Genomic DNA, 25,757 nt, shown 5'->3' on the forward strand with positions numbered 1-25,757 from the left:
TAATAAAACGTTAATTTATGTTATATAAATAAATGAATTTATCATATGAGTATAGGATAATAATTTAACAATATTGTTGAAAAAAAAACAAAGTCAGTATAGAATTAGCTTGTAAATATCATTTTAGGGGGATAAATTTTATGATATCAAAGAAATTAATTGCTGTATGTTTATTATCAACTGCATTATTAGTTGGATGTGGAAGCAAGGAGCCTTCAACTTCAAATAATAATAGCTCAAGTTCAACAGAACAAAGTGAGAAATTCACAGGAACAAAGAAATATGAAACTTTATATGATGAAACTGGTGCAAAAGGTGACGTTATAGTAACAGAAATTGAATTTAAGGATGGAGAAGCAGTAAAGGTTTCACTAGATGTTCGTCAAGAAGATGGAACAATGAAAAAAGAAGAAGCTAAAAAAGGTAATTATGTAATGAAGGAAGGCGAAGCTAAAAACTGGGGAGAACAAATCGAGTTATTAGAAGCTTTCTTAAACGAAAACAAAGTTGATGTATCTAAAGTAAAATTAACTAATGATGCTGGAAATACAGATGCAGTATCAGGAGTATCAATTAAGGTTGGTGCATATGTAAATGCAGTTAAAGAAGTTGTAGATGCAGTTAAAGAAGGTAAAGAGTTAGAAGATGGATTCACTGGAGCTAAAATAGCTGAAACTCCATATGATTCAACTGGAGAGAAAAAAGATATGGTAGTTACAAAAGTTGTATTTAATCATGGAAAACCAGTTGGAGTAAATATAGATGTTAAACAAGAAGATGGATCTATGAAGAAAAAAGCTTCAGAAGAAGGTAAATATGTAATGAAGGAAGGCGAAGCTAAACATTGGCATGAACAAATGGAATTATTAGAAAAGTTCATGGTTGAAAATAATTTCGATCTTTCAAAAATAAAATTAACTAACGATGATGGAAATACAGATGCAGTATCAGGAGTTTCAATTAAAGTTGGAACTTATGTGAAAGCTGTACAAGATGTTCTAGATTCAGTTAAGTAAAAAATGTATTAGTCACCTATTTATAGGTGGCTTTTTGTTTTATAGTAGAAATTTTATTTACCATTTAATAAAATGTTGAGTTTATTTAAAAGTACGAAATAATTATATTTTTATATTGAGGTTGGATCACATATTTTTTCAAATATATAAATGAATATTTAATATTTATATAAAAAATACTAGTTAATAGTACAGAGAATTTATATTAAAATTGTATCAAAAAACAAAAAAATATTATATGTGCAAGTTATATATATCATTTATTGACTGAATAGTATAGAGGGAGTAGAATGAACTGGAAATATTTTGTTTGGTGTAAAGGTAGGTGGGTGCATGATAAAAGTCGAAAATTTAAGTAAGGAGTTTAAAAGTAATAAAAAGTATCCAGGATTTAAAGGTGCAATAAAGTCATTTTTTTCTAGGAAATATATAATTAAAAAAGCTGTTGATAATATTAGCTTTGAAATAGAAGATGGAGAAATTGTTGGATATATAGGGGCAAATGGTGCAGGTAAGTCTACTACTATTAAAATGATGACAGGGATTTTAACTCCGTCATCGGGTACTATTTCGATAAATGGATTAATTCCATATGAAGATAGAGAAAAAAATGCTAAGGATATAGGAGTTGTTTTTGGACAAAGGACACAATTGTGGTGGGACTTGCCTCTTTCTGAAACCTTTTCTTTATTAAAAGATATTTATGATGTAAATGATAAAGACTATAAAGAACGGATGGAATTCTTAAATGAAGTTTTAGAAATAAACGAGTTTATCTTAAGTCCGGTAAGAACTTTATCTCTTGGTCAAAGAATGAGGGCTGATTTGGCAGCGGCTTTATTACATAATCCTAAAATTATATATTTAGATGAGCCAACAATAGGGTTAGATGTAGTTGTAAAAGAAAAAGTTAGAAGTGCAATAAAAGAAATAAATAAGAAATATGGAACTACAGTTATTCTTACTACTCACGATTTAAATGATATAGAAGAATTATGTAATAGAATAATTATAATAGATAATGGAATTAAGATATATGATGGGAGTTTATCAGATATTAAGGATATCTATGGATATATAACAACTATAGAAGTTCAAGTTAAAAGTTTAAAAGGAAATGAAAACTTTGATATTAATAATGAAATGAATATTAGTAAGGAAAATTTAGAAATGAAAGTCTTGGAAAATAAGATTATTGTTAGATTTAATAGAATTTTTACAAACCAAGCAGAAATAATATCTAAAATAATATCTAATTTTGATGTTTTGGACTTCTCAATTCTTGAGACAAGCATTGAAGAGATTATAAAGAAGATATATAGAAAAGAGGTGTAAATATTGAAGTCTTTTTTTGACATAAAATCATATTTAACCTTTACAAAAAATACATTTCAAAAAAGTCTTTCATATAGAGCAAATGCTATAATATTCTTTTTAGGAGATTTAATGCTATTATTGGTAACGTTTTATTTATGGAAGGCTATATATAGAAGGCTATATATAGAAGCTCTAATAGTATGATTATAAAAGGATTTAACCTAAATGAAATTATAGTTTATGTGCTTATATCATTTATAACATCTGTAATTGTAAATGCTGATATAGCTTATATAATAAGTAGAGAAGTTAGGGATGGTTCAATAGCTATAAATTTAATCAGACCAATAAACTACCAAAAAAGAATGTTTTTTGAATCATTAGGGAATTTAGCGTATAACTTTATAATTGTATTTTTTATAGGCTTTGTAGTAGTAACTATATTACAAATTAGCTATAGCGGACAATTTTCTATAGTAAATATAATATTATATTTTATTAGCATTTTTGCAGGGTTTCTTATTAACTTTTATTATAGTTATATTTTTGGATTATTATCTTTTAAAATAACAAATATGTGGGGGCTAACTCAAATTATGAATGCTATTTCACAGCTTTTATCTGGAGCCTTAATACCAATAGTGTTTTTCCCAAGCTGGATGCAAGGAATTTTTAATTTCCTTCCTTTTAGTTCTATGATATATACACCTAGTATGATATATCTAGGAAAACTAAATAATATTGAAATTATTAAAGCAATAACAATTCAATTTTCATGGGTAATTATACTTATGATTATTGGGAAGCAAATGTGGAAGGCTTTAATAAAAGAATTAACTATATTAGGAGGATAAAATGGCTAAATATATAAAATTATACGTAAAGTTTCTTAAGCAATATATAAAAACATTAATGGAATATAGGATTGATTTTATATTGGGGTTAATTGGGTTTGTTTTAGTTCAACTAGCTGGTGTTGTATTTATAAAATTAATCTTCAATGTTATCCCAACTTTAGATGGATGGAGTTTTTATGAAATTTTATTTATTTATGGGTTTGCTCAAATTCCTAGGGGAATAGATAATATATTTACTGATTACTTATGGATATTTAGTTGGAAGACAATAGTTAAAGGAGAATTCGATAAATATTTATTAAGACCAATAAATCCATTATTTCAAGTTATATCAGAAAGCTTTCAACCAGATGGTTTGGGAGAAGTTATAATAGGATTTATTTTGCTAATAACAGCATCAGTGAATTTAAATATTTCCTATAATCCAATAAAAATATTAGAATTTATATTTGTGACTATTTGTGCAACTTTAATATATACTTCAATAAAACTTGCAACAGCATCCATAGCCTTTTGGGTTAAATTTTCACAATCGCATATGTTTATGGCATATCAAATAAGTACTTTTGCAAAATATCCAATAAGTATTTATCCAAGTGCTATAAAATTTATATTAACTTTTCTTATACCATTTGCATTTACAGGATATTATCCAGGTGCATATTTTATAGGAAAAGGAAATTCATTAATTGGAGTTTTTTTACCTTTCATTATAAGCCTGCTATCTATAACGGCATCGTATAAAATATGGTTAAAAGGAATTAGCGTATATGAAAGTGCAGGAAGTTAAATAATAGACATATGTATACTAAAAGGTATATGTATGTCTTTTTATTTTAGTAATAAATAGTTAAAGCAATAAATATTGATGTTTTACTGTATGATACATAGCTAATATTTGATTATTTACAAAATAATATAAATTTGCATTTTGAATGAGAATTATTATTGACATTGCATATAAAAATAGTATAATAAAATTATACCACACCCCTGGGGGGTGGTTGGAGGAGGTATTAGTATGAAAGAAGAAAAAATTAAGATATCAGGCATGACATGTACTGCATGTGCAAGCAGAGTTGAGCGAGTAATAAATAAACTTGAAGGAGTAGATAAAGCAAATGTAAACTTTGCTACTGAAACTTTGAGTGTTAAATATGACAATGAGAAAGTAAATAGCTTGGATATTGAGAAGGCTGTTGAAAAAGCAGGTTATGGAGTTGAAAAGAACACTAAAAATTATAGTTTTAAGGTCGAGGGAATGACTTGTTCTGCTTGCGCAAATAGAGTTGAAAGAGTGACTAAAAAGGCAGATGGAGTTATAAATTCATCAGTAAATTTTGCAACAGAAAAATTAAATATAACTTTTGATGAAAATAAAATATCTGTTAATGATTTAAAAAATGTAGTAGAAAAAGCAGGGTATAAATTAATAGTAGAAGAAAAGAAAGATAGTGAAACTAAAAAAATTCCTGAGCATAAAAAGCTTTGGTATAGATTTATTTTATCAATAGTGTTTACAGTTCCTTTATTAATAATATCAATGGGACATATGGTGGGAATGCATTTACCAGATATTATAGATCCTATGATGAATCCATTAAATTTTGCAATAACACAACTAGTATTAACTTTACCAGTTATGATAGTAGGATATAAATTCTACCTAATAGGTTTTAAAAATTTATTTAAATTGAGTCCTAATATGGATTCATTAATAGCTATAGGAACATCAGCTGCAGTTATTTATGGTTTATTTGCTATATATAAAATAAATATTGGAGACCACGAATATGCAATGCATTTATATTTTGAGTCAGCTGCAGTAATACTTGCATTAATAACTTTAGGAAAATATCTAGAAGCAGTATCAAAGGGAAAAACTTCAGAAGCTATTAAAAAGCTTATGGGATTAGCACCTAAGACTGCAAATATTATTAGAGATGGTAAAGAACTTATTATTCCTATTGAAGAAGTAAAAGTTTCTGATATTGTAATTGTAAAACCCGGAGAGAAGCTACCTGTTGATGGAGAAGTTATAGAAGGAAATACATCAATAGATGAATCAATGCTTACAGGAGAAAGTATTCCGGTTGAAAAGAGCATAGGAAGTAAGGTAATTGGAGCAAGTATTAATAAAACAGGATTTATAAAATATAAAGCTACTAAAGTTGGAGATGATACAGCACTTGCTCAAATAATTAAATTAGTTGAAGATGCTCAAGGAACAAAAGCACCAATAGCAAAACTTGCAGATATAATAGCAGCTTATTTTGTACCAACTGTAATAGGGTTAGCAATTATAGCAGCTTTAGGTTGGTATATATCAGGAGAGTCAGCAGTATTTTCTCTAACTATATTTATAGCAGTTTTAGTTATAGCATGCCCATGTGCTTTAGGATTAGCAACACCTACAGCAATCATGGTAGGAACAGGTAAGGGCGCCGAAAATGGAGTTCTTATAAAAGGTGGAGAAGCATTAGAAACTGCATATAAAATAGAAACTATAGTTTTTGATAAAACTGGAACTATAACAGAAGGAAAGCCAAAGGTAACAAATATAATAAGTAAAGATATAAGTGAAACTGAAATATTGGCATTAGCAGCTAGTGCTGAAAAAGGATCAGAACACCCATTAGGAGAAGCTATAGTAAGAGCAGCAGAAGAAAAAAATATTGCGTTAAAGAAGATAGAAGATTTTAAAGCTATACCAGGTCATGGGATAGAGGTAAAAATAGAAGGTAATATTATTGCTTTAGGAAATAAAAAGCTAATGACGGAAAGAGAAATAAAGTTAGGAGATTTACAAGATAAATCTAATAAGTTAGCAGAAGAAGGAAAAACTCCTATGTTCTTAGCTATAGATAATCAAATAAAAGGTATTGTAGCAGTTGCAGATACAGTTAAAGAAAATAGTAAAAAGGCTATAGAAGCCATTCATAATATGGGGATAAAAGTAGCAATGATAACTGGTGATAATGAAAAAACAGCAAAGGCTATTGCAAAAGAGGTAGGAATAGATATTGTATTAGCAGAAGTCTTGCCAGAAGATAAAGCAAATGAAGTTAAAAAGTTACAAGGTAAAAATAAAAAAGTTGCAATGGTTGGAGATGGAATAAATGATGCTCCAGCACTAGTTCAAGCTGATGTAGGAATAGCAATAGGATCAGGAACAGATGTAGCTATAGAATCTGCGGATATTGTATTAATGAAGAGTGATTTAGTAGACGTTATAAAAGCAATTCAATTAAGTAAAGCAACTATAAATAATATAAAACAAAATTTATTCTGGGCATTTGCATATAACGTATTAGGAATACCAGTAGCTATGGGAATACTTCATATTTTTGGTGGACCATTACTAAACCCTATGATAGCAGCTGGAGCTATGAGTTTAAGTTCTGTATCAGTGTTATTAAATGCATTAAGACTTAGAAAATTTAAAGCTGATATTTAGTTAATGTCGAAATTTCTTGACATGTGTAGAATTTTTGATAAAATTAAGAAGTAAATTTAATAGTGTAGATAGAGGTTGCAATAATTAATATTAGTATTGATGAGGTAAGCACGATGATTTAATATGAAAGGAATTATTGCCGAAGTTTATAATTTTGCTTAAGGATTATAAGCTGGTTTTGTATAAAATATATACAAAGCTGTCACAATAATTTGTGGGGAGCTATCTTTGTGTTTGTTTAAAGTTTGCAATAAATACAAGCCCAAAGAGTAATCTTTGGGCTTATTTTTTTAGGAGAAAAATATGGAAAAGAAGCATATGAAAAAGGAAATTACTTTATTTATGGCTACTATGCTTGTGTGTGGCAATATGATAGGCTCAGGTGTATTTATGTTACCAGCAACATTAGCAGATGTATCTGGACCACTAGCAACAATGATTGCTTGGATAATAACTACAATAGGATCAATTTTGATAGCTATATCATTTGCTAATTTAGGATCTAAATACCCATCTACAGGTGGAGCTTATCAATATACAAAAGAAGCTTTTGGAGAATTTGCAGGTTTTTTAAGTGCTTGGTTATATTGGAATGGTTCATGGATTGGTAATGCAGCTATAATAGTAGCATTAGCTAGCTATAGCGCAGCAATAATCCCAGCACTTAATAATCCATTAGTATCAATAATATATACTAGTTCAATATTATGGATATTTACAATTATAAATATTGTTGGAGTTAAGAAAGCTGGAAAGATACAATCATTTGTAACAGTATTTAAAATTGTATTCTTTGGATTATTTGTAGTAGTAGCTTTTTTAAATTTTGATAGTGCTAATTTCTTGCCATTGATGCCCGATGGAAAAGGTATTGAATCAATTCCTCTTGCTGCTACTTCTACTTTGTGGGCTTTTGTTGGATTAGAAAGTGCAACAGTAACTGCAGGTGAAATTAGTAACCCAGAAAAGAATGTAAGAAAGAGCACCATTTATGGAATGATAATTTCAGCAATAATATATATTTTAATAAGTGCAGCTAGTATGGGAGCAATGCCAAATGGAGAATTAGCAACAAGCTCTGCACCTCTCACTGATATACTAACTAATATTTTAGGGTCTGCCATAGGAAAGCCTTTAGCAATATCAGTAGTTATATGTATTTTAGGTACAACTATTGGTTGGTTATTATCCACAGCAAGAGTTGCATATGCAGCAGGAGAAGATGGTGTTTTCCCAAAAGTGTTTGGAAAGTTACATCCTAAATACTCAACGCCTTCACATGCTTTGGTAATAGGATCAATACTTGTAAATATATTATTAATAATGAATTATCAAAAAAGTATGGTTTCAGCATTTACTTTTATAACTATACTTGCAACATTAGCATTTTTACCAGTATATCTTTTAACTGCATGTGCAGAAATTATGCTTATGTTTAAAGGAGAAAAAGAAATAACTTTAAAAATTTTCTTTAAGAAATCTTTTGTTTCTTTATTAGCATTCATATATACAATATGGACTATATATGGCTCGGGTGCCGAAATTGTAATGTGGGGATTTATACTTATGTTACTTGGAGTTCCGTTTTATATATATAACTATCATAAAAATAAAAAAACATTATAAATAAAATTATAAAAATAGTAAAAATAAAGCTTATCTTTATAGAAATTAAAGATAAGCTTTATTTTTATCTTTAAAAAATTTTGCTGCTGTAAAAAAAATAATTATATGTTAGAATTAATAAGATATAAAAGTTTACATAAAGGGGATGGGAGGTAAATATGAGCAAAATAGATGAGATTTATAATGCTTTAAAAGAGTTAGAAGTAAAAAGTGATGAAGGAATAACAGCAAGTGAACTTAGTATTTTTATGAAGTTGGACAGGGCTAATGTAAGTAGATATTTAAATCAGCTTTATAAAGACGGAGTTGTTAACAAAATAGAAGGCCATCCAGTTAAGTACAGCTGTGTAACTAGGAATGAAGAAAAAAAGTCAAAAGAAATTAAGAAAGCTTATAAAGAGATAAAGCGAAATACTCTTGATACATTAGTTGGGGCTAAATTAAGTTTACAAATGCCAATTCAACAAGCAAAAGCTGCAATATTATATCCTCCGAGAGGATTGCACACTTTAATTTTAGGTGAAACTGGTGTCGGTAAATCTATGTTTGCAGAAGCTATGTATAACTTTGCAATAGAGTCAAAGGTTATAGTAGAAGAAGCTCCTTTTGTTAGATTCAATTGTGCAGATTATGCAGATAACCCACAACTAGTTATGGCTCAAATATTTGGAGTAAAGAAGGGAGCTTATACAGGAGCTGATTCTGATAGAGATGGCTTACTAAAAAAGGCTCATGGTGGGATATTGTTTTTAGATGAAATTCATAGGCTATCTCCACAAGGTCAAGAAATGTTATTTACATATATAGATAAAGGACATTTTAGGGTATTAGGAGATACTGAAAAGCTTGTTCATGTCGAAGCACAAATTATTGCAGCAACTACAGAAGACCCTCAATCATTTTTGCTTAAAACTTTTAGTAGAAGAATACCTATGGTTATAACTTTACCATCATTAAAGGAAAAAAATATAAAAGAAAGATATTATCTACTTAGAGAATTTATAGAAAATGAATCTCAAAGAGTTTCAAAGAGTATTTATTTTAATAAAAATGCATTAATATCATTTTTATTATATGATTGTCCTAATAATATAGGTCAATTAAAAAGTGATCTTCAACTTTCTTGTGCAAGAGCATTTTTAAAATATAAAGCTAAAAATAAGGACTATATATTAGTTGATCAGGAAGATCTACATCAAAGAGTAAAAATGGGACTTATGAAATTGCAAGAATATAGAGATGAAGTTGATGAGATATTAAATAATATGGGAGATGTTCTTAAATTTTCGTATAGAGATAAAATTGCATTAATAGAAGATAGCCAAAACTTAGAAGAATTTAAAGAAGGAGCTATGTTTTATGATAGAATTGAACAAAAAATAGAAGAGTTAAAAAATGATGGAATAGAAGAAAAAGAAATTGATGAGATTTTAAATATAGATATAGAAAAATATTTTAGAAAATATATAAGAGACTTACCAGAAAAATTTAGAAAAGATGAAATATCAAAAGTTGTTGATGTTGAGATAGTAGATTTAGTAGAAGAAATTCTTTTATTTGCGTCTAAAAAGTTAAATAGAGACTATGATGAAAAAGTTTACTTTGGATTAGCTCTGCATATTCAAGGAAGTTTAGAGAGAATAAGACAAGGCATAAAAATATTTCATCCTAAATTAAACTTTATTAGAGGGGAATATGCTAGGGAGTTTATTGTATCAATGGAAGTTGCTAGCATTATAGATAAAAAATTTAATATAGAAGTACCATTAGATGAAATAGGATATATAACAATGTTTTTAGCAACTAATCCATATGAACAAGATAAAGCAAAAGATGAAAAGGTAGCTGTGCTAGTCATAATGCATGGACATTCTACTGCTTCATCTATGGTAGAAGTTGCAAATTCTTTAATAGGTGAAGAATACGTGCAAGCTTTAGATATGCCTTTAAGTATGAAGGCTGAGGATATGTATAAGATTGCTATGGAAAAGGTAAAAGAAATTCACACTGGAAAGGGAGTTTTTCTTTTAGTAGATATGGGATCTTTAACTAACTTTGGAGATATGATAAAAGATGAAACTGATATTAAAGTAAAAACTATTGATATGGTTACAACCTTGCTAGTTATAGAAGCAGGAAGAAAAGCATTAAATGGAAGAGGTTTAAAAGAGATATATGAATCTTGCCTTGAAATTAAGAGATATGGAATCCAAGGTGCTGCATCAAAAATAGATCAAAAGGAAAGTATAATAATTACTTCGTGCTTTACTGGAGATGGTTCAGCACAAAGATTAAAAGAAATAATAGAAAACAATATAAATAGCAAAACTAATATTAAAATTCATGCGCTTAATATATTGGATAAAGATGATTTTTATAGCAATATAGAGTCACTAAGTCAAAAATATAATATACTTGCTATTGTTGGTGTTTTGAATACTTATGTCCCTAATATACCATTTATATCAGCAGCAGATATTTTATCTGGAGAAGGGATAGATGATTTAGAAAAGCTTATATCACAAGAAGAAGAGTACTATAAGATAGTAGAGAGTATGGAGAAACAAATAAATAATATTGATTCATACAAGCTTATAAGAGATATAAGGAAAACTTTGATTAATATAGAAGAACATTTAAATATTAAATTAATACATGAAGTGAAGATAGGTATATTAATTCATATTTGTTTCTTAATGGATAAGCTAAATAAAGGCGGAAAAGAAACACCTTTCGTAATGTTAAATGAATTTAGGCATTCAAATAATAGAGAGTTTATACTTATAAAACAATGTTTAAAACTGCTTGAAGAGAACTATAGTGTAAATATTGGAGAAAATGAATTGGCTCATATAGTTAAAATGGTAGTTAATAATAAGACATCTGTGTAAAAACAAAGATGAATATATATTGTTATTATTATGTGTGTAATGAATTGTTACACACTGAAGAATTTTATTTGTAATTTTGGAAGTAAGTAAATATGCGGTTTCAAGATAGATAATAAGTGGAATTTTTATGAGATTAAATTTGGCATTAAAATTGCTATTAGATATAGTGTAAGGAATTATATATATGAGGAGGTAATTTAAATGAAAAGAATATTACTTGTTTGTTCAGCAGGGATGTCAACATCTCTATTAGTTAGTAAGATGCAAGCAGCAGCTAAAGCTCAAGGAATCGATTGTACAATAAATGCTGTTGGTGAAGCAGAATTAAAGAAACACGAAAATGAAATAGATGTATTATTATTAGGACCACAAGTTAGATTTTTATTAAGCAAAATGAAAGCTAAATTCGAGCCAATAGGAGTTCCAGTAGAGGTAATCAACACAGTAGATTATGGAACAATGAATGGGGAAAAAGTTTTAAAACAAGCGCTATCAATGAGCAGTAAGTAGCAATAATCGTAAAAGGGGTGTAACCAATGGAAAAAATTATAATGGATCTAATAATCTTTAGTGGTGAAGCTAGAAGCTATGCAATGGAAGCAATGCAATTAGCGAAAAATGGACAAATAGATGAAGCAAGAGAATTACTAGAAAAATCAAAGGAAACTCTAGGTAATGCCCATGCAACACAAACTAGTTTAATTCAAGGAGAAGCAGCAGGAGATAAATGTGAAGTATCACTATTATTAGTACATGCACAAGATCACTTAATGACATCAATAGTTGTAAAGGATTTAGCAGAAGAAATTATAGATCTTCATGAAAAGTTAAGTAAGGTGGAATATAAAAATGAATAAGTTAGGAATTTCAATATATCCTAGCAATGCCTCAGTTAACGAAATAAAGGATTATATAAGACTTGCAGCAAAATATGGCTTTAAGAGAATATTTACATGTTTAATATCTGCAAGTGATAAAGACATTGATGTTGTTTTAAATGAATTTAAAGATATATTAAGTGTAGCTAATGAAAATGATATCGAAGTTATTGCAGATATAGATCCAACTGTATTTAATAAGTTAAAGGCATCTATATTTGATTTAAGAGTATTTAAAGAAATGGGGCTATCAGGTATAAGGCTTGACATGGGGTTTAGTGGATATGAAGAATCTGTTATGACATTTAACGAGTATGGGTTAAAAATAGAATTAAATATTAGTAATGGAACAAAGTATGTTGACAACATACTTTCTTATAAAGCAAATTTAAATAACCTTTATGGTTGTCACAATTTCTATCCACATATTTATACAGGTTTATCTTATGAAAATTTTATAAATTCAAGTAAGCAATTTAAAGAGTTAGGTATAAGAACTGCTGCTTTTGTGAATTCACCTTCAGCAGAACATGGACCTTGGCCGGTATCAGAAGGGTTATGCACTTTAGAAATGCATAGAGATTTACCGATAGAGGTACAAGCTAAACATTTATTTGCAACAGGCTTAATTGACGATGTAATAATAGCAAATGCTTTTGCATGCGAGGATGAGCTTAAAGCATTAAGTGAATTAAATAAGGAAATGCTAGAATTTAATGTTGAATTAGTAGAGGGTATAAGGGATTTAGATAAAAAAATAGTTTTAGAAGAATTCCATTTTAATAGAGGAGATTCTTCAGAATATATGGCAAGAAGCACTCAAAGTAGAGTTAAATACAAGGGAGAAAGCTTCCCACCATACAATTTGGTAGATATAAAAAGAGGGGACATTTTAATTGATACGGATTTATACACTAGATATGCAGGAGAGTTACAAGTAGCTTTAAAAAATATGAAAAACACAGGAAAAACTAATGTTGTGGCAAAGATAGTTGAAGATGAAATCTTCCTATTAGATTATATAAAGCCATGGAGTAAATTCTCATTTAAACTAAGAGATTAAAATGTTATTCTAGTGATTAAAAAGAATTCTGGCGCAACCAGAATTTTTTTTATATAAATATTTAAAATTAAAATTAAAAAAAAATAATAATATTAACATATTATTACACAAATGAATTTTTTATAAATTTGTGTAATAGAATTACACAGACTGAGAAAAATAAGTGTGTAAAAAAGTAGAGCTTGAAAGCTAGATATATCAAGGCTTTTAAGAAAAATAAGGATTTTAAAAACTTGGCACACAAATTGCTTTATATATAGACAAGAAAACAATATCAAATAAAATTAAATGTAAAGGATTTTAGACAATGTTATTAACTGATTTACTCTATATAATGAAATTATGTTTAAAAAATATTCTAAGAGGAGATCAGTAAATATAAACAAAAATTTTAAGGGGGAATTTAAATGGAAAAATTCATGAACTGGATGGAACGTTATATGGTTCCAATAGCATCTAAAATAGGTGCTCAAAGACACTTAGTAGCTATACGTGATGGTTTTGCTACAATAATGCCACTTATGATTATTGGTTCTTTCGGACTTTTAATTCACAATTTTCCGATTCAATCAGTTAAAGATTTATTTGCAGAAGGACAGCCTTTACATTGGTTAGATGTAATTGCACTGAATGTATATGGTGGATCAATGTTCTTAATGGGACTGTTTGCTGCAATATCTATCGGATATGCATTAGGTAAATCATATGATGTTGATGGGTTTGCAACAGGATTAGTTACATTAGCATCAAGTTTAGTATTTACAAATATGTTTGCTTATAAAGCTCCAGTTACTTGGGGTGGATTTGATGCAGGAACACTTGGATGGGAGCCAGGTATATTTACAAAATGGCTTGGACCATCGGGGCTAATTACTATATTAATTGTTACTTTAATTACAGGTACAATTTTTGCCAAGTTATCTCAAAATAAAAAATTAGTTATTAAATTACCAGATGGAGTACCACCTGCAGTATCAAGATCATTCTCAGCTTTATTACCAACTATGATAACTTTAACTTTAGTAGGAATAGTATTTGCTATTTGTGAAGCATTTGGATATGCAGAAGTTTATCTACATGTATATAACTTAATTTCAAAGCCATTAATGGGCCTTGCAAATTCTTTACCAGTATTATTAGGATTAATATTAATACAACAACTTTTATGGTTCTTTGGATTACATGGATCAAATATATTAGCACCAGTTATAAATTCTATATTCCTTGCTTTAACAGCTGAAAATATGGCAGCTATAGCAGCTGGTAATACAGAAGGAATTAATATTATAAATAGCCAATTCTTAGATTCATATGTTAACCTTGGAGGTTCAGGATTAACAGCAGCATTAATGATAGCTATGATAATTAAATCGAAGAGTGCAATAAACAAATCAATTAGAAATGTTGCAACAGGTCCAGCATTCTTTAATATAAATGAACCAGTTATCTTTGGTTTACCAATAGTGTTAAATCCAATATATATTATACCATTTATTTTAGCTCCAATGGTTTCAGCAGTTATAGCTTACGTATTTAGTGTAATTGGATTCGTTGCTCCAGCATCAGCAGTAGTTCCATGGACTTGTCCACCGGTAATTTCAGCTTTCTTAGCAACTGGTCAATGGCAAGGAGCGGTTGTAGCATTAATTAATATTGCAGTTTCTGTATTAATTTACTTACCATTCGTTGCTTATGCTGATAAGAAAAATTTAGAAAATGAACAAGCAGAGCTTGCTTGTGATCAATCAAGCGCCCTATAAATAATAATATAAAATAAAAAGCAAAAGGGATAGTTTTATTACTATCCTTTTTGCATAAATTTTAGGAGTTGGTATTATGAGAGAAGTTTTGTATAAATTTACACATTTATTTACTTATGTAACAGAAGATAAAAATGATGAAAGCGTTAAAAAAAGAAAATCACAAGCAGTTACAAATATTTGTGCAGTAATAAGTATTTTATTATTCTTATATTTATTAACAGGGTTAAATTAATAATTATTGAATTTAATAATATAAATAATTTATTTAAATAAGGGAAAGTTATTATTGAGAAAACTTAAGGAGGTAATTGCTATGAAGTTTAAATCATTAATAATTCCTTTAACTATGGTAGCATTATTATCAGTAGGATGTAGTAAAACCGATGAAAATAAAAATAATGCTAACGAAAATACGCCACCTGTAAGTGATAACAATGGTGGTACAACCAATAATAGTGGTACAGGTGAAAACAAAGCAGATATGGTAACATCTCCATCACGAGTTACTGATGAAGCAAATTTATTTAGAGCACTTGGAGACAGTTGGATTGTTATATTAGAAAATGATGTTAATACTACAAAAGATGTAGTATTAGATACAGGTTTTAAAAAGGCTGATAAAGATGATTCAAGTAAGATGGTGCCAGCATCACGTGTATTAGCGTTATATAAAAATGGAGAAAATAAAGTAAAAGAAGCATCATATACTTTAACTACACCTAAACTAACAATTAAAGATGAAAATGCAAAAATAGAAGGTGGAGTTGTTAAAGGAGATGTATATGTTGAAGCTAATGGAGTAACATTGGAAGATGCAACAATTGATGGAAATATTTACTTTAAAAATGAAGAAGCAAAAAATACATTCCATATGGATGAAAAATCAAAAGTAGCAGGAACTATGGAAGTTAAATAAATATTTTAAGGATAAGTGTATTATCACTTATCCTTTTTTTTATATAAATCTAGTAGGACTGTATATAAAGATACAGTCCTACTAGATTTTCCAGTGTTCTTTAAATTTAAGAACTTCATTTAAACTTTTAGTAGACATTTGTTGAGTTAACACTAGCTCATCTTCAAGTTCAGTCATCCTTTTTCCTAGAACTTGATCTAACACAGATAAATCGTCTTGGATTTTATCAATTAAAGTAAATTTCTCAGATATTATATTTAATACGTGAGTAATATCATTTTTAAATTTATCTTGATCAGATTTCATAACTTGAACTTCGGTTTGAAGCAAGGCTAAGCTGTGGCTAGTGCTTAAGATAATATTCTTCATTTGATTTAATATTTTAGGCAATTGTTTAAGCATTTCATTTGTCTCTTGTAATGTGAGATCGCCATTGTCTTTTATGTTAGATGCTATATTTCCTAAATTTAAAACTTGATCTTCCAACATTTATCACCTCTTTATAATATATGCTTATAAATATATTAGGTACATATAAAATAAAAAAAGTCAAAATGATGGTTTAAATATGTATTAATTACTGGTTTGTAATTATTTATATTTTTCGAACTTCAATAATATAAATAATACATATGATAAGTAAGTTTAGTGCTTAATTAATCAATTCTATTAAAATAGAACTTAATTTATTGTATAATAGTATATAGGTCTAAAAAATAATATCATAAGAAAAAAAGTATATGATTTTTGATATAACTGTATTTATGGAGGAATCAATTTGGAAACTAATGCTAATATATTAGAAAAGATAGATTTAAAGATAAAAAAGCCTAAAAAGTTTATAGTTATTATGCATAATGATGATTTTACAACTATGGAATTTGTAGTTGCAATTTTAAGTGATATTTTTAATAGAAGTGTAGAAGAAGCTAATAAAATAATGATGGAAGTTCATAAAAATGGTAAGGGTGTAGCTGGAATATATCCGTATGATATAGCTATATCAAAAGCAACTAAGGCAATGACCCTTGCTAAGGAAGAAGGATTTCCATTTAAGCTTACAGTAGAGGAGGAGTAAAATGGATATTAGTAAAGTAGTTAGAGATATTTTGCTTAGATCTTATAATAATGCAAAAGAAAATAAAAATGAATACGTAACACCAGAGCATCTATTATTTAGTGCGCTAGAAGAAGAGTATTTTATTGAAGTAATAAAAAAGTTAAATGGTGATGTTGAAGAATTAAAAAGCGATTTAGCAAGTTATATAGATGAGTATGTTGATAAAATAGAAGATGGAGAGCCGGAAGAAAGCTTTGGTATAAGAAATATATTAATTGTTGCAACTCAGCAGGCAGCTTTTAGTGAGAGAAATATTGTTGCATTAGAGCACATAATTGCAGCTATTTATGCTCTTAAAGATAGTTATGCAGTATTCTTTCTAGAAAAGCAGGGAATAAATAAGCAAGAATTATTATTTGAACTTTCACATAATAAATCAGAAGACGAAAATGTATCTAAAGATGCTATAAGGATAATAAGAGCAGACAAAACTCATGAAAAGTCAAATAAAAGTATAATAAATAGTTATTGTACAAATTTAATAGATTCAGTTTCACAAGAAGAAAGTGATCCTTTAATAGGTAGAAAAGATATAATAGATAGGACAATACAAATACTTTGTAGAAGAACTAAAAATAATCCTGTTCATATAGGAGAGCCAGGAGTTGGGAAAACTGCTATAACATTAGGACTTGCAAAATTGATAAAAGAAGGAAATGTTCCAGATAAGCTTAAAAATGCACAAATATTTTCATTGGATATAGGTGCTATACTTGCAGGGACAAAGTATAGGGGAGATTTTGAAGAAAGAATAAAGCAAATATTAGATGAAATAAAAACTTATGAAAAACCTATAGTTTATATTGATGAAATTCATAATATAGTTGGAGCAGGAGCACTAAATGGAAGTTCATTAGATGGTGGAAGTTTAATTAAAGGTTATTTACTAGAAGGTAAAATAAGATTTATTGGAGCAACTACTTTTGATGATTATAAGAAATACTTTGAAAAGGATAAAGCACTTATAAGAAGATTTCAAGTAATTGAAGTAAAAGAAACAAGTATAAAAGAAACTGTTAAAATACTAGAAGGTATTAAAGAAAATTTTGAAGACTACCATAAAGTAAAGTTTACAAATGAATCTTTAAAGGCGGCTGTTGATTTAAGTGCTAAGTATATAAATGATAGGTTTTTACCAGATAAGGCAATTGATATAATAGATGAGGCTGGAGCATATGTAGATATTAATAGAGAAAATTATAAAGAAGGAATAGTAGATGAAGGAGTAATTGAAGAAATAATATCTAAAATTTGTCATATTCCTAAGCAAACAATTGAAAATACAGAAATAGAATCGCTTAAAATTCTAGAAAGTGAACTTAAGAAAAATATCTTTGGTCAAAACCAGGCAATAGAAGAAGTTACTAGATGCATAAAAATGTCTAGAGCAGGATTAAATGATGATAATAAACCAGTTGCATCTATGTTGTTCGTTGGGCCAACAGGGGTAGGTAAAACTGAAATTGCAAGAGTTTTAGCTAAAACGTTAGGAGTTGATTTAGTAAGGTTTGATATGAGTGAATATGGAGAAAAGCATGCTGCATCAAAACTTATAGGGTCTCCTCCTGGATATGTAGGATATGAAGAGGGAGGGCTTTTAACAGATATTATAAGGAAGAAACCTAATTGTGTTTTACTTCTAGATGAAATAGAAAAGGCTCATTCAGATATTTTAGGAGTATTGCTTCAAGTCATGGATTATGCAACACTTACAGATAATAAAGGACGAAAAGCGGATTTTAGAAATGTAATAATAATAATGACATCTAATGCTGGTGCTAGAGATATTGGTAAAAATCTTGTTGGATTTGCTAGGGACACAATAAAAATGGAAGCAATAAGAGATGAAGTTAAAAGAGTGTTTACTCCTGAGTTTAGAAATAGATTAGATAAGGTTGTAGTATTTAATCAAATAAATAAAGAAATGGCTAAGGATATAGCACAAAAAGAGTTAAATAAATTTAAAGAAAAGCTTACAAATAAAAATGTTAACTTGGAATTTAGTGATGAATGTATAGATTTTATAACTGAAAAAGGATTATCTAGAGAATTTGGAGCAAGAGAAATTCTAAGGGTTATTAATTCAGAGATAAAACCATTGTTAGTAGATGAGTTATTGTTTGGAGAATTATCAAATGGTGGAAGATGTAAGGTAGTTATAAAAAACAATAAATTTAGTATAGAAAAGATAAATTAATATCTAAGTAAGAGTAGATGCTATAAATTATTAATGATTTATAGCATCTGTTTTATTAGTTTAAAATCTTATTATGTACACAAATAAGAAAAACATATATAATGGTATTTGTTTTTAAATGAATATAAGAGGTGACACAGATGGATAAGGATATAAGCAAAATACAGGAAGATATAATAAAAAAGGATATAAGAAAAGTTGAAAAGCTGTGGAAGGATGTAGAAGAAAATAACACCCTAGAGTATCATTTAGATAGAATGACAAAAGATGAACTGGTTAAGGTTGCCAGTAATTATTCTGTAAGAGGGATTACATCATTAAAAAAAGCAGATGCAGTAAATAAAGTAAAAGATGGAATAATAAATAATATTGATTATGTATTAGAATTACTTGATTTAGATGCATTTTTATACTTAGAAGAAATAGTGAAATTAGATGGTAAAAAAGAATACTTTGGATCAGAGCTTATCAATGCAAATTACTTTAGAAATAGAGGGATAATGTTTACTGGAATAGATCAGGGAAAGTTATATGTTATAACACCTAAAGAATTATGTGATATAATAAAAGATAAGTTAAATGACAATTTAAAATCTATTGCAAATAATAATTCTGATATTATAAAACTTTCTGCAGGACTTATATATTTTTATGGAGTTTTAACAATTGAAGAATTAAGTAAGATATTAAAAGAAGAATGTAACTTTGATTTTGAATATGAGAAATTCAAAAAGTTACTTTTAATTGGAGAAGAAGTAGGCTTTGATTATCAAATAGAGGAAGATTTTGTTTACCATATAGATGTTGAGGATCCTTTTTTTATAATTGAAGAAAGAAATAAGAATACAGATATAAATTTTGCAAAGTTTGATAGGAAAACTTTATTAAAAGCTGCAAAACCTGATTATATAGAAGAAAATAAGCAAGCAAATAAACTTGAAAAAGTATTAAATGAGTTATTTGTTATAGATAAAAATATCTTAAGAGAAGAAATAGATAGTTTTTCTATAGCTACAAAAAATGAAGCACCATTAGATGAAGCAATAGATACTTTCTTAGAAGCCTATGAAATAGAAAGTGAAGAAGAAAATGAAATTCTTAAAGAAGAGTTAAAGAAATTATCATTAGGGGTTAAAAGATGGACATTAAAGGGATTTACGCAAGGGGAAATTGATAATAAGAAAAAAACTATCGTAAATGAAGAGAAAATAGGAAGAAATGATCCATGCCCATGTGGAAGTAATAAAAAATATAAAAAGTGCTGTGGTAAATAAAAGGGGAGTTTAAATATGATTTTTAAATATTTAATATTAGGATGGGGAGTTATAGAGTTTATACTTGGAATAACTGTGTTATTAAAGAAAAAATTATTTTTACTAGGATTTATAGTTGAAAGTTTTTCGATTTTAAATAATGAATTTAATGTTTCAAATATAAAAGATATAAAAACTTTTTCGAGATGGATTGGGGAAGTTGTAGTGTTAGAAGGTTCATTATATATATTCCTAGCATCTGCATCTATATTTTTCGAAATGAGTGTAGTAATTATTATAGTATTTATAATTCTTATTGAAATATTTTTCTTTAATGTAATAAGCAAAGGAATCAGAAACTTTATTGAATAAATATAAATGAGGTAAAAAGATGCAAGATAATAGATATCTTTTTGACAATTATATTAATATTGCTAGAAATTTTGTAATAGAAAAAGAATATGTAAAAGCACTAAAGTTTTATAAAAAAGCATATAGGTTTGAGCAGGGAAGAAAAGATATAGAACTTATATTAGATATAGCACTTTTATATGACAAATTAGGTTATAAAGATTTATCAGAGGAAAAATATAGGGAAGCTATTTTAATAGAAGAAAAAGATGCAAGAGCATATTATGGACTAGGTGTTCTTTATGATGAAGATGGATTTTTAGAAGATGCTATAGAATATTATAAAATAGCTATTAATTTAGATAATAATTATGATAGAGCATATTTTTATTTAGCTAATGCATATGATGAATTAAGTGATAAGGAAAATGCTATAAAATATTATAATAAGACCTTAGAATTAATACCAAATGATTTATGGGCAAATGCAAATTTAGGATGTATTTATGAAGAACTAGGAGAGTATTTTAAAGCTTTAAAATACATGAATAACGCTTTAGAAATTGAACCGAATAATTTTAGAGTTTTATTTAATATGGGAGTATTACTTAAAGATTTAGGAAGAGAAGAGGAAGCAAAAGAATATTATAAAAAATCTATAGGAAAAAACTTATATTATCCATATAGTTATTTAAACTTAGCAGTTTTATATAGAGAAAAAAATGATTTTTATAAAGCGATAGAAGTTATTACAGAAGGAATCAAAAATAATAATGATTCGAGCTTTTTATATTATAATAGAAGTTGTTTTTATGTTAATATAGGAGAACTACATAAAGCTTTTAATGATTTAATTAAAAGTATAGAACTAAATGATTTATTTTTTGAATATATGATAAAAGATAAAGAATTAGATAAATTGAGAAATTTAAATGAATATAATGACTATTTAAAAAGTAAGCTATAGTAGCTTGCTTTTTAATTTGAAAAAAAGTTGTTAAAAAAGTAACAAAAAGATAAAAAAAAATAGAAAAATGTTAGTAATTTTAGGTAAAGTTTTGGCGCTTATAATGTTTATTATAAAAATTTTAAAATTTATATTAAAAACTTTGTTAAATAAATTACAAAAGTTGTGGGAAGCTAGTATTTATGGTAAGATGAGAGTATAACCGTTAAAATATACGGATTATATAGTATATTTTAACGGTAAATACTTTAAATAAAAGTAGGAGGTTTTTTATAGTGTTAAGTAATCTTTTTAGTAATGTAAATGTTTCTAATAAATTATTTACATTAAATGATTCTAGCATATTAGAATTATCAATTGAAAATTCTAAAGAATTAAATGCTAAAGAAATCGAAGAAAGCTTAGTTTTACCTTATGAAAATAATAAAGGTAAAAAAGTGGTAATAAAAGCTTTTAGTTTTCAGCCTAATTTAAATGGATATGGAACAATAGTAAGAGAAAGAAAAGAAGATTTAAAAAAAGGATTAGAAAAAATCAAATCAATTTCAGAAATCAAATTTGCTGTAGATGGAAAGGATAAAAATCTACAAGAATCTCTAAAAGAATATGGAGAGGTTATAAAAGTAGCGTCTATAACAGATTTATATGAAAGTAAATTAATTTCGAAGGTATATAACGAAGAAAAGAATGTAGTTATATATGATGTTATTGAAATTATACAATTAGGACAAGCTTTAAATAGAAAAAATACAGAAATATTAACTGCTGTTTATGGAAGTGCCATAAATGGTAGAAAAGTTGTTGCGCTAAAAAAAGGAACAACATATAAAGAAGTTTTTGAAAGCTTGAATGGTAATGCTCAGGAACTTAAAAAAGTTATCAATGGTGGTAGTTTAAATGGAACACCTGTATATAATTTAGATTCAGTCGTAGATGATACAACTAAAGGAATTTTATTCTTAACAGAAAAAGATTCACCATCTGAAGAAAGTTATAGCTGTATAAGATGTGGTAGATGTTTAAGAGTCTGTCCAGAGGGGTTAAATCCAATAAAGTTAGTTGAACTTTATAAAATGGGAGAAAAAGAAGAGTTTATAAAGTTTGGTGGAGAAAAATGTATTGATTGTGGCTTATGTAGTTTTGCTTGTCCTTCTAATATAGAAATAGCACAAACTATTAAAACTGCAAAAACATTTAAATAGTAATAAAAATCTGAATAGGAGTGAAGAGAGTGGAAATTAAAAATCTTAAAATATCACCAGCACCTCATGTGAAAAAAGGTCTTGGGATTAATAAGATAATGCTTGATTTTATTATAGCATTAATTCCAGCAGTATTTGCAGGAGTATATTTTTATAAGATTGATGCTGTTAAAGTAATAGTTGCAACTGTTGTAACTAGTATTATAGCAGAAGGACTTTGGAATAAGTTTGTAAAGAAGACTTCTTTTTTAACTGATTTAAGTCCAATAGTTTTAGGTATTATTTTAGCACTTATTATGCCAACTTATGTTCCATTATGGATACCGATCATAGGATCAATATTTGCAACAATAGTTGTTAAACAGTTCTTTGGTGGACTTGGTCAAAACTTCATGAATCCAGCAGCAGCTACAAAAGCATTTTTAATTGCTTCATGGGCTGGAGTTATGGCAAAGCCAGCAACAGATGCAACATCAGCAGCGTCTGGTTCAGCAGAAGTAGTAGTTCCATTAATTGATAAAATTATAGGACAAGCGAATGGAAGTATAGGGGAAGTTTCTATATTAGCGCTATGTATAGGTGGATTATACTTAGTATTAAGAGGAAGAATTAGCCTAAGAGGGCCAATTGCGTTTATAGTTTCAGCAATGATTATGTATAATATTTTTGAAAAAGATTTATTACTTCCTGGAGCATTCTTTGTATCAGCTATATTTATGACTACAGATTATGGAACAACACCAATGACAAAGATAGGACAATACATATTCGGGATAATAGCAGGGGTTTGTGCAGCAATTATAGCTGTTAAGGGATTTAATCCAGAAGGACCTTATTATGCAATAATAATTACTAATTTATTTACTCCTCTTATAGAGTATTTTACAACTAAAAAAATAAAAATTAAGAAGGAGGCTTAATAAAGTTATGAAAGAGAATTTTAAGCTAGGAGGAATCCTTCTAATAATAACTATGATTGCAGGGATTGTACTTGGGTTAGCAAATGATTTAACTAAAGAAGCAATTATAGAAAACTCAAAAGTAAGTAAAGAAGATTTAAGTTATATAATGCCTGAAGCACAAGGGATTCAAGATATGGATATGGAGCTTGATGTTGAAGGAAATGTAAAGGAAATATATGAAGCTGTGAGTGGGAATGACGTAATAGGATATGTTTTAAAGGTTACTAGTAAGGGATTCCATGGAGCAGTAGACTTTGTAGTAGGAATATCAAAAGATGATAAGGTTTCAGGAATAAAGGTATTAGCACATAGTGAAACACCAGGTCTTGGGGCTAAAATTGCAGAAGAGAAGTTTACTTCTAGATTTAAGGATAAGCCTGCAACAGAATATTTAGAGGTAGTTAAAGTAACTCCTAATAAGGATAATGAAGTAGAAGCTATATCAGGAGCTACAACTTCAAGTAAAGCATCTGTTAGCGCGGTAAATGAAGCTATAACTTTCTACTTAGAAAATATAAAGGGAGAAGAAGTAGCGCCACAAGAAGATACTGATGCAGATACAGGAGCTAGTGCAAATTAATAATAAATTAGGAGGAAGACAATGAATAAGTTAATTGAAAGATTAAAAAATGGGATAATTACTGAAAATCCGATTTTTGTTCAAGTTTTAGCTATGTGTCCTACTTTAGCAGTTACAACAAGCGCTAAAAATGCATTAGGTATGGGACTAGCTTCAACTGTAGTTTTAATATTTTCTAATATGATGATTTCAGCAATAAGAAAATTAGTTCCAGATAAGATTAGAATACCAGCATATATAGTAGTTATTGCATCATTTGTTACAGTAGTTGATATGTTAATGCAAGGATATATTCCAAGCTTATATTCATCTTTAGGAATCTTTATACCATTAATAGTTGTTAACTGTATAATATTAGGTAGAGCAGAAGCTTATGCTTCAAAAAATCCAATTTTACCATCTATATTTGATGCAATTGGAATGGGACTTGGATTTACTATTGCACTATTCTTAATAGGAACATTTAGAGAAATATTAGGAGCAGGGCAAATTTTAGGGATACAAATAATACCTGAAAGCATTAAACCAGCTTCTATAATGATATTAGCACCTGGTGCATTCTTTACTTTAGGTGGACTTATGGTAGCCTTAAATGCTTATAACATAAGAAAAGCATCAAAAACTGGTGAAGCAGTTAAAACGTTAGAACATAGTTGTGGAAGTTGTTCAGGATGTGGAACAGGAAGCTGTGGTAGCAGTAATAGTGGAATAGAAATAAAAGAAAATAAGAAAAACTAAGAGGGGTGTAACAAATGGAATTATTTATGATTTTCATAGCAGCAATGCTTGTAAATAACTTTGTACTTTCAAAATTCCTAGGGATATGTTCATTCCTTGGAGTTTCAAAGAAAAAAGATGCTGCAGTAGGTATGGGACTTGCAGTAACATTTGTTATGACGTTAGCTTCAATAATGTCATGGCTTGTATATAATGGAATATTAGTTCCGTTAGAATTAGAATATTTAAAAACAATAGCTAATGTATTAGTAATTGCAGCTTTAGTTCAATTTGTTGAAATGGCAATGAAAAAATTATCTCCAGCTCTTCATAAAGCATTAGGGATATATTTACCGCTTATAACAACAAACTGTGCAGTTTTAGGTATGGCTACATTAAATATTCAAGAAGGATATAACTTTATAGAAGCTATAGTAAATGGATTAGGTGCGGCATCAGGATATATGCTATCAATAGTACTATTAGCTTTCATAAGAGAGAGAATAGATAATAATGAAAATATACCAGTTGTTCTAAGAGGGTTGCCAATAACATTATTCACAGCAGCATTAATGTCAATTGCCTTTTTAGGATTCCAAGGATTAATTCACTAGGAGGAGATTT

Annotated in this window: 24 protein-coding genes and 1 riboswitch; of the genes, 23 read left to right on the forward strand and 1 reads right to left on the reverse strand. The window is 28.3% G+C overall.

Annotated elements, in window-relative coordinates; genetic code table 11:
* The first annotated feature begins 140 nt into the window (after window positions 1-140).
* The 13 genes from J2Z25_RS01250 to J2Z25_RS01310 all read left to right on the forward strand — a co-directional run bounded on the left by J2Z25_RS01250 (window position 141) and on the right by J2Z25_RS01310 (window position 15,784).
* Window positions 141-1,016, forward strand: coding sequence for a hypothetical protein (locus J2Z25_RS01250; RefSeq protein WP_209737735.1), 876 nt, complete (start codon window positions 141-143; stop codon window positions 1,014-1,016).
* Between the two features lie 333 nt (window positions 1,017-1,349).
* Window positions 1,350-2,351 (forward strand): ABC transporter ATP-binding protein, encoded by a 1,002-nt coding sequence (locus J2Z25_RS01255; protein ID WP_209737737.1) that lies wholly within the window; start codon window positions 1,350-1,352, stop codon window positions 2,349-2,351.
* Window positions 2,352-2,533: 182 nt separating this feature from the next.
* Complete coding sequence (locus J2Z25_RS01260; protein ID WP_245173025.1) at window positions 2,534-3,187, forward strand: ABC transporter permease; 654 nt, start codon at window positions 2,534-2,536, stop codon at window positions 3,185-3,187.
* A 1-nt stretch (window position 3,188) separates the two neighbouring features.
* Complete coding sequence (locus J2Z25_RS01265; protein WP_209737738.1) at window positions 3,189-3,980, forward strand: ABC transporter permease; 792 nt, start codon at window positions 3,189-3,191, stop codon at window positions 3,978-3,980.
* A gap of 231 nt (window positions 3,981-4,211) precedes the next feature.
* A complete protein-coding gene (locus J2Z25_RS01270) occupies window positions 4,212-6,647 on the forward strand; it encodes a heavy metal translocating P-type ATPase (RefSeq protein WP_209737740.1) in 2,436 nt (811 codons plus the stop codon).
* A gap of 61 nt (window positions 6,648-6,708) precedes the next feature.
* Window positions 6,709-6,880, forward strand: a riboswitch (Lysine riboswitch).
* Between the two features lie 70 nt (window positions 6,881-6,950).
* Window positions 6,951-8,273, forward strand: coding sequence for an APC family permease (locus tag J2Z25_RS01275; protein ID WP_209737743.1), 1,323 nt, complete (start codon window positions 6,951-6,953; stop codon window positions 8,271-8,273).
* A gap of 158 nt (window positions 8,274-8,431) precedes the next feature.
* Window positions 8,432-11,164 carry a sigma-54-dependent transcriptional regulator gene (locus tag J2Z25_RS01280; RefSeq protein WP_209737745.1) on the forward strand — a complete coding sequence of 911 codons (2,733 nt, stop codon included), beginning with the start codon at window positions 8,432-8,434 and terminating at the stop codon, window positions 11,162-11,164.
* Between the two features lie 201 nt (window positions 11,165-11,365).
* On the forward strand, window positions 11,366-11,674 hold the full coding sequence (locus tag J2Z25_RS01285; RefSeq protein ID WP_008678226.1) for a PTS sugar transporter subunit IIB: 309 nt from the start codon (window positions 11,366-11,368) through the stop codon (window positions 11,672-11,674).
* A 26-nt stretch (window positions 11,675-11,700) separates the two neighbouring features.
* Entirely contained in the window at window positions 11,701-12,021 is a 321-nt protein-coding gene (locus J2Z25_RS01290; RefSeq protein WP_008678227.1) for a PTS lactose/cellobiose transporter subunit IIA, read from the forward strand.
* On the forward strand, window positions 12,014-13,105 hold the full coding sequence (locus J2Z25_RS01295; protein ID WP_209737747.1) for a DUF871 domain-containing protein: 1,092 nt from the start codon (window positions 12,014-12,016) through the stop codon (window positions 13,103-13,105). Before J2Z25_RS01290 ends, J2Z25_RS01295 begins: the two co-directional genes overlap by 8 nt.
* A 407-nt stretch (window positions 13,106-13,512) precedes the next feature.
* Window positions 13,513-14,865: a PTS sugar transporter subunit IIC gene (locus J2Z25_RS01300; protein WP_008678229.1), complete on the forward strand. Its 1,353-nt coding sequence runs from the start codon at window positions 13,513-13,515 to the stop codon at window positions 14,863-14,865.
* A gap of 76 nt (window positions 14,866-14,941) precedes the next feature.
* Complete coding sequence (locus J2Z25_RS01305) at window positions 14,942-15,100, forward strand: hypothetical protein (RefSeq protein WP_209737749.1); 159 nt, start codon at window positions 14,942-14,944, stop codon at window positions 15,098-15,100.
* 81 nt (window positions 15,101-15,181) lie between these two features.
* Entirely contained in the window at window positions 15,182-15,784 is a 603-nt protein-coding gene (locus J2Z25_RS01310) for a hypothetical protein (RefSeq protein WP_209737752.1), read from the forward strand.
* Window positions 15,785-15,865: 81 nt separating this feature from the next.
* Here J2Z25_RS01310 and J2Z25_RS01315 read toward each other — a convergent pair whose 3' ends face one another.
* Window positions 15,866-16,273, reverse strand: a complete 408-nt coding sequence (locus tag J2Z25_RS01315) for a hypothetical protein (RefSeq protein WP_209737754.1) — start codon at window positions 16,271-16,273, stop codon at window positions 15,866-15,868.
* Window positions 16,274-16,562: 289 nt separating this feature from the next.
* Between J2Z25_RS01315 and J2Z25_RS01320 the strand changes: the two genes are divergently transcribed.
* The 10 genes from J2Z25_RS01320 (at window position 16,563) to rsxA (ending at window position 25,747) form a co-directional block, all read left to right on the forward strand.
* Window positions 16,563-16,862 carry an ATP-dependent Clp protease adaptor ClpS gene (locus tag J2Z25_RS01320; protein ID WP_209737756.1) on the forward strand — a complete coding sequence of 100 codons (300 nt, stop codon included), beginning with the start codon at window positions 16,563-16,565 and terminating at the stop codon, window positions 16,860-16,862.
* Window position 16,863: 1 nt separating this feature from the next.
* Window positions 16,864-19,101, forward strand: coding sequence for an ATP-dependent Clp protease ATP-binding subunit ClpA (gene clpA / locus J2Z25_RS01325; protein WP_209737758.1), 2,238 nt, complete (start codon window positions 16,864-16,866; stop codon window positions 19,099-19,101).
* Between the two features lie 140 nt (window positions 19,102-19,241).
* A complete protein-coding gene (locus J2Z25_RS01330) occupies window positions 19,242-20,375 on the forward strand; it encodes an SEC-C metal-binding domain-containing protein (protein ID WP_209737760.1) in 1,134 nt (377 codons plus the stop codon).
* Between the two features lie 15 nt (window positions 20,376-20,390).
* Entirely contained in the window at window positions 20,391-20,726 is a 336-nt protein-coding gene (locus J2Z25_RS01335; protein WP_008678237.1) for a hypothetical protein, read from the forward strand.
* A gap of 19 nt (window positions 20,727-20,745) precedes the next feature.
* Window positions 20,746-21,672 carry a tetratricopeptide repeat protein gene (locus J2Z25_RS01340; protein ID WP_209737762.1) on the forward strand — a complete coding sequence of 309 codons (927 nt, stop codon included), beginning with the start codon at window positions 20,746-20,748 and terminating at the stop codon, window positions 21,670-21,672.
* 275 nt (window positions 21,673-21,947) lie between these two features.
* Window positions 21,948-22,874 (forward strand): 4Fe-4S dicluster domain-containing protein, encoded by a 927-nt coding sequence (locus J2Z25_RS18870; RefSeq protein ID WP_209737764.1) that lies wholly within the window; start codon window positions 21,948-21,950, stop codon window positions 22,872-22,874.
* A gap of 29 nt (window positions 22,875-22,903) precedes the next feature.
* A complete protein-coding gene (locus J2Z25_RS01350) occupies window positions 22,904-23,794 on the forward strand; it encodes an RnfABCDGE type electron transport complex subunit D (protein WP_209737766.1) in 891 nt (296 codons plus the stop codon).
* Window positions 23,795-23,801: 7 nt separating this feature from the next.
* Window positions 23,802-24,416 carry an RnfABCDGE type electron transport complex subunit G gene (locus J2Z25_RS01355; protein ID WP_209737768.1) on the forward strand — a complete coding sequence of 205 codons (615 nt, stop codon included), beginning with the start codon at window positions 23,802-23,804 and terminating at the stop codon, window positions 24,414-24,416.
* A 21-nt stretch (window positions 24,417-24,437) separates the two neighbouring features.
* The gene (locus tag J2Z25_RS01360) at window positions 24,438-25,154 is read left to right on the forward strand and encodes an RnfABCDGE type electron transport complex subunit E (RefSeq protein WP_209737770.1); all 717 of its coding nucleotides are present in this window, start codon (window positions 24,438-24,440) and stop codon (window positions 25,152-25,154) included.
* 14 nt (window positions 25,155-25,168) lie between these two features.
* On the forward strand, window positions 25,169-25,747 hold the full coding sequence (gene rsxA / locus J2Z25_RS01365; protein WP_008678244.1) for an electron transport complex subunit RsxA: 579 nt from the start codon (window positions 25,169-25,171) through the stop codon (window positions 25,745-25,747).
* Window positions 25,748-25,757 lie beyond the last annotated feature (10 nt).

It is taken from the genome of Clostridium tertium (assembly GCF_017873245.1).
Classification (GTDB): domain Bacteria; phylum Bacillota; class Clostridia; order Clostridiales; family Clostridiaceae; genus Clostridium; species Clostridium tertium.

Excerpts from the sequence above, each read along its gene's own strand:
- J2Z25_RS01250 (WP_209737735.1), top strand. The coding sequence starts at position 141 with ATGATATCAAAGAAATTAATTGCTGTATGTTTATTATCAACTGCATTA.
- J2Z25_RS01255 (WP_209737737.1), top strand. The coding sequence starts at position 1,350 with ATGATAAAAGTCGAAAATTTAAGTAAGGAGTTTAAAAGTAATAAAAAG.
- J2Z25_RS01260 (WP_245173025.1), top strand. The coding sequence starts at position 2,534 with ATGATTATAAAAGGATTTAACCTAAATGAAATTATAGTTTATGTGCTT.
- J2Z25_RS01265 (WP_209737738.1), top strand. The coding sequence starts at position 3,189 with ATGGCTAAATATATAAAATTATACGTAAAGTTTCTTAAGCAATATATA.
- J2Z25_RS01270 (WP_209737740.1), top strand. The coding sequence starts at position 4,212 with ATGAAAGAAGAAAAAATTAAGATATCAGGCATGACATGTACTGCATGT.
- J2Z25_RS01275 (WP_209737743.1), top strand. The coding sequence starts at position 6,951 with ATGGAAAAGAAGCATATGAAAAAGGAAATTACTTTATTTATGGCTACT.
- J2Z25_RS01280 (WP_209737745.1), top strand. The coding sequence starts at position 8,432 with ATGAGCAAAATAGATGAGATTTATAATGCTTTAAAAGAGTTAGAAGTA.
- J2Z25_RS01285 (WP_008678226.1), top strand. The coding sequence starts at position 11,366 with ATGAAAAGAATATTACTTGTTTGTTCAGCAGGGATGTCAACATCTCTA.
- J2Z25_RS01290 (WP_008678227.1), top strand. The coding sequence starts at position 11,701 with ATGGAAAAAATTATAATGGATCTAATAATCTTTAGTGGTGAAGCTAGA.
- J2Z25_RS01295 (WP_209737747.1), top strand. The coding sequence starts at position 12,014 with ATGAATAAGTTAGGAATTTCAATATATCCTAGCAATGCCTCAGTTAAC.
- J2Z25_RS01300 (WP_008678229.1), top strand. The coding sequence starts at position 13,513 with ATGGAAAAATTCATGAACTGGATGGAACGTTATATGGTTCCAATAGCA.
- J2Z25_RS01305 (WP_209737749.1), top strand. The coding sequence starts at position 14,942 with ATGAGAGAAGTTTTGTATAAATTTACACATTTATTTACTTATGTAACA.
- J2Z25_RS01310 (WP_209737752.1), top strand. The coding sequence starts at position 15,182 with ATGAAGTTTAAATCATTAATAATTCCTTTAACTATGGTAGCATTATTA.
- J2Z25_RS01315 (WP_209737754.1), bottom strand. The coding sequence starts at position 16,273 with ATGTTGGAAGATCAAGTTTTAAATTTAGGAAATATAGCATCTAACATA.
- clpA (WP_209737758.1), top strand. The coding sequence starts at position 16,864 with ATGGATATTAGTAAAGTAGTTAGAGATATTTTGCTTAGATCTTATAAT.
- J2Z25_RS01330 (WP_209737760.1), top strand. The coding sequence starts at position 19,242 with ATGGATAAGGATATAAGCAAAATACAGGAAGATATAATAAAAAAGGAT.
- J2Z25_RS01335 (WP_008678237.1), top strand. The coding sequence starts at position 20,391 with ATGATTTTTAAATATTTAATATTAGGATGGGGAGTTATAGAGTTTATA.
- J2Z25_RS01340 (WP_209737762.1), top strand. The coding sequence starts at position 20,746 with ATGCAAGATAATAGATATCTTTTTGACAATTATATTAATATTGCTAGA.
- J2Z25_RS01355 (WP_209737768.1), top strand. The coding sequence starts at position 23,802 with ATGAAAGAGAATTTTAAGCTAGGAGGAATCCTTCTAATAATAACTATG.
- J2Z25_RS01360 (WP_209737770.1), top strand. The coding sequence starts at position 24,438 with ATGAATAAGTTAATTGAAAGATTAAAAAATGGGATAATTACTGAAAAT.
- rsxA (WP_008678244.1), top strand. The coding sequence starts at position 25,169 with ATGGAATTATTTATGATTTTCATAGCAGCAATGCTTGTAAATAACTTT.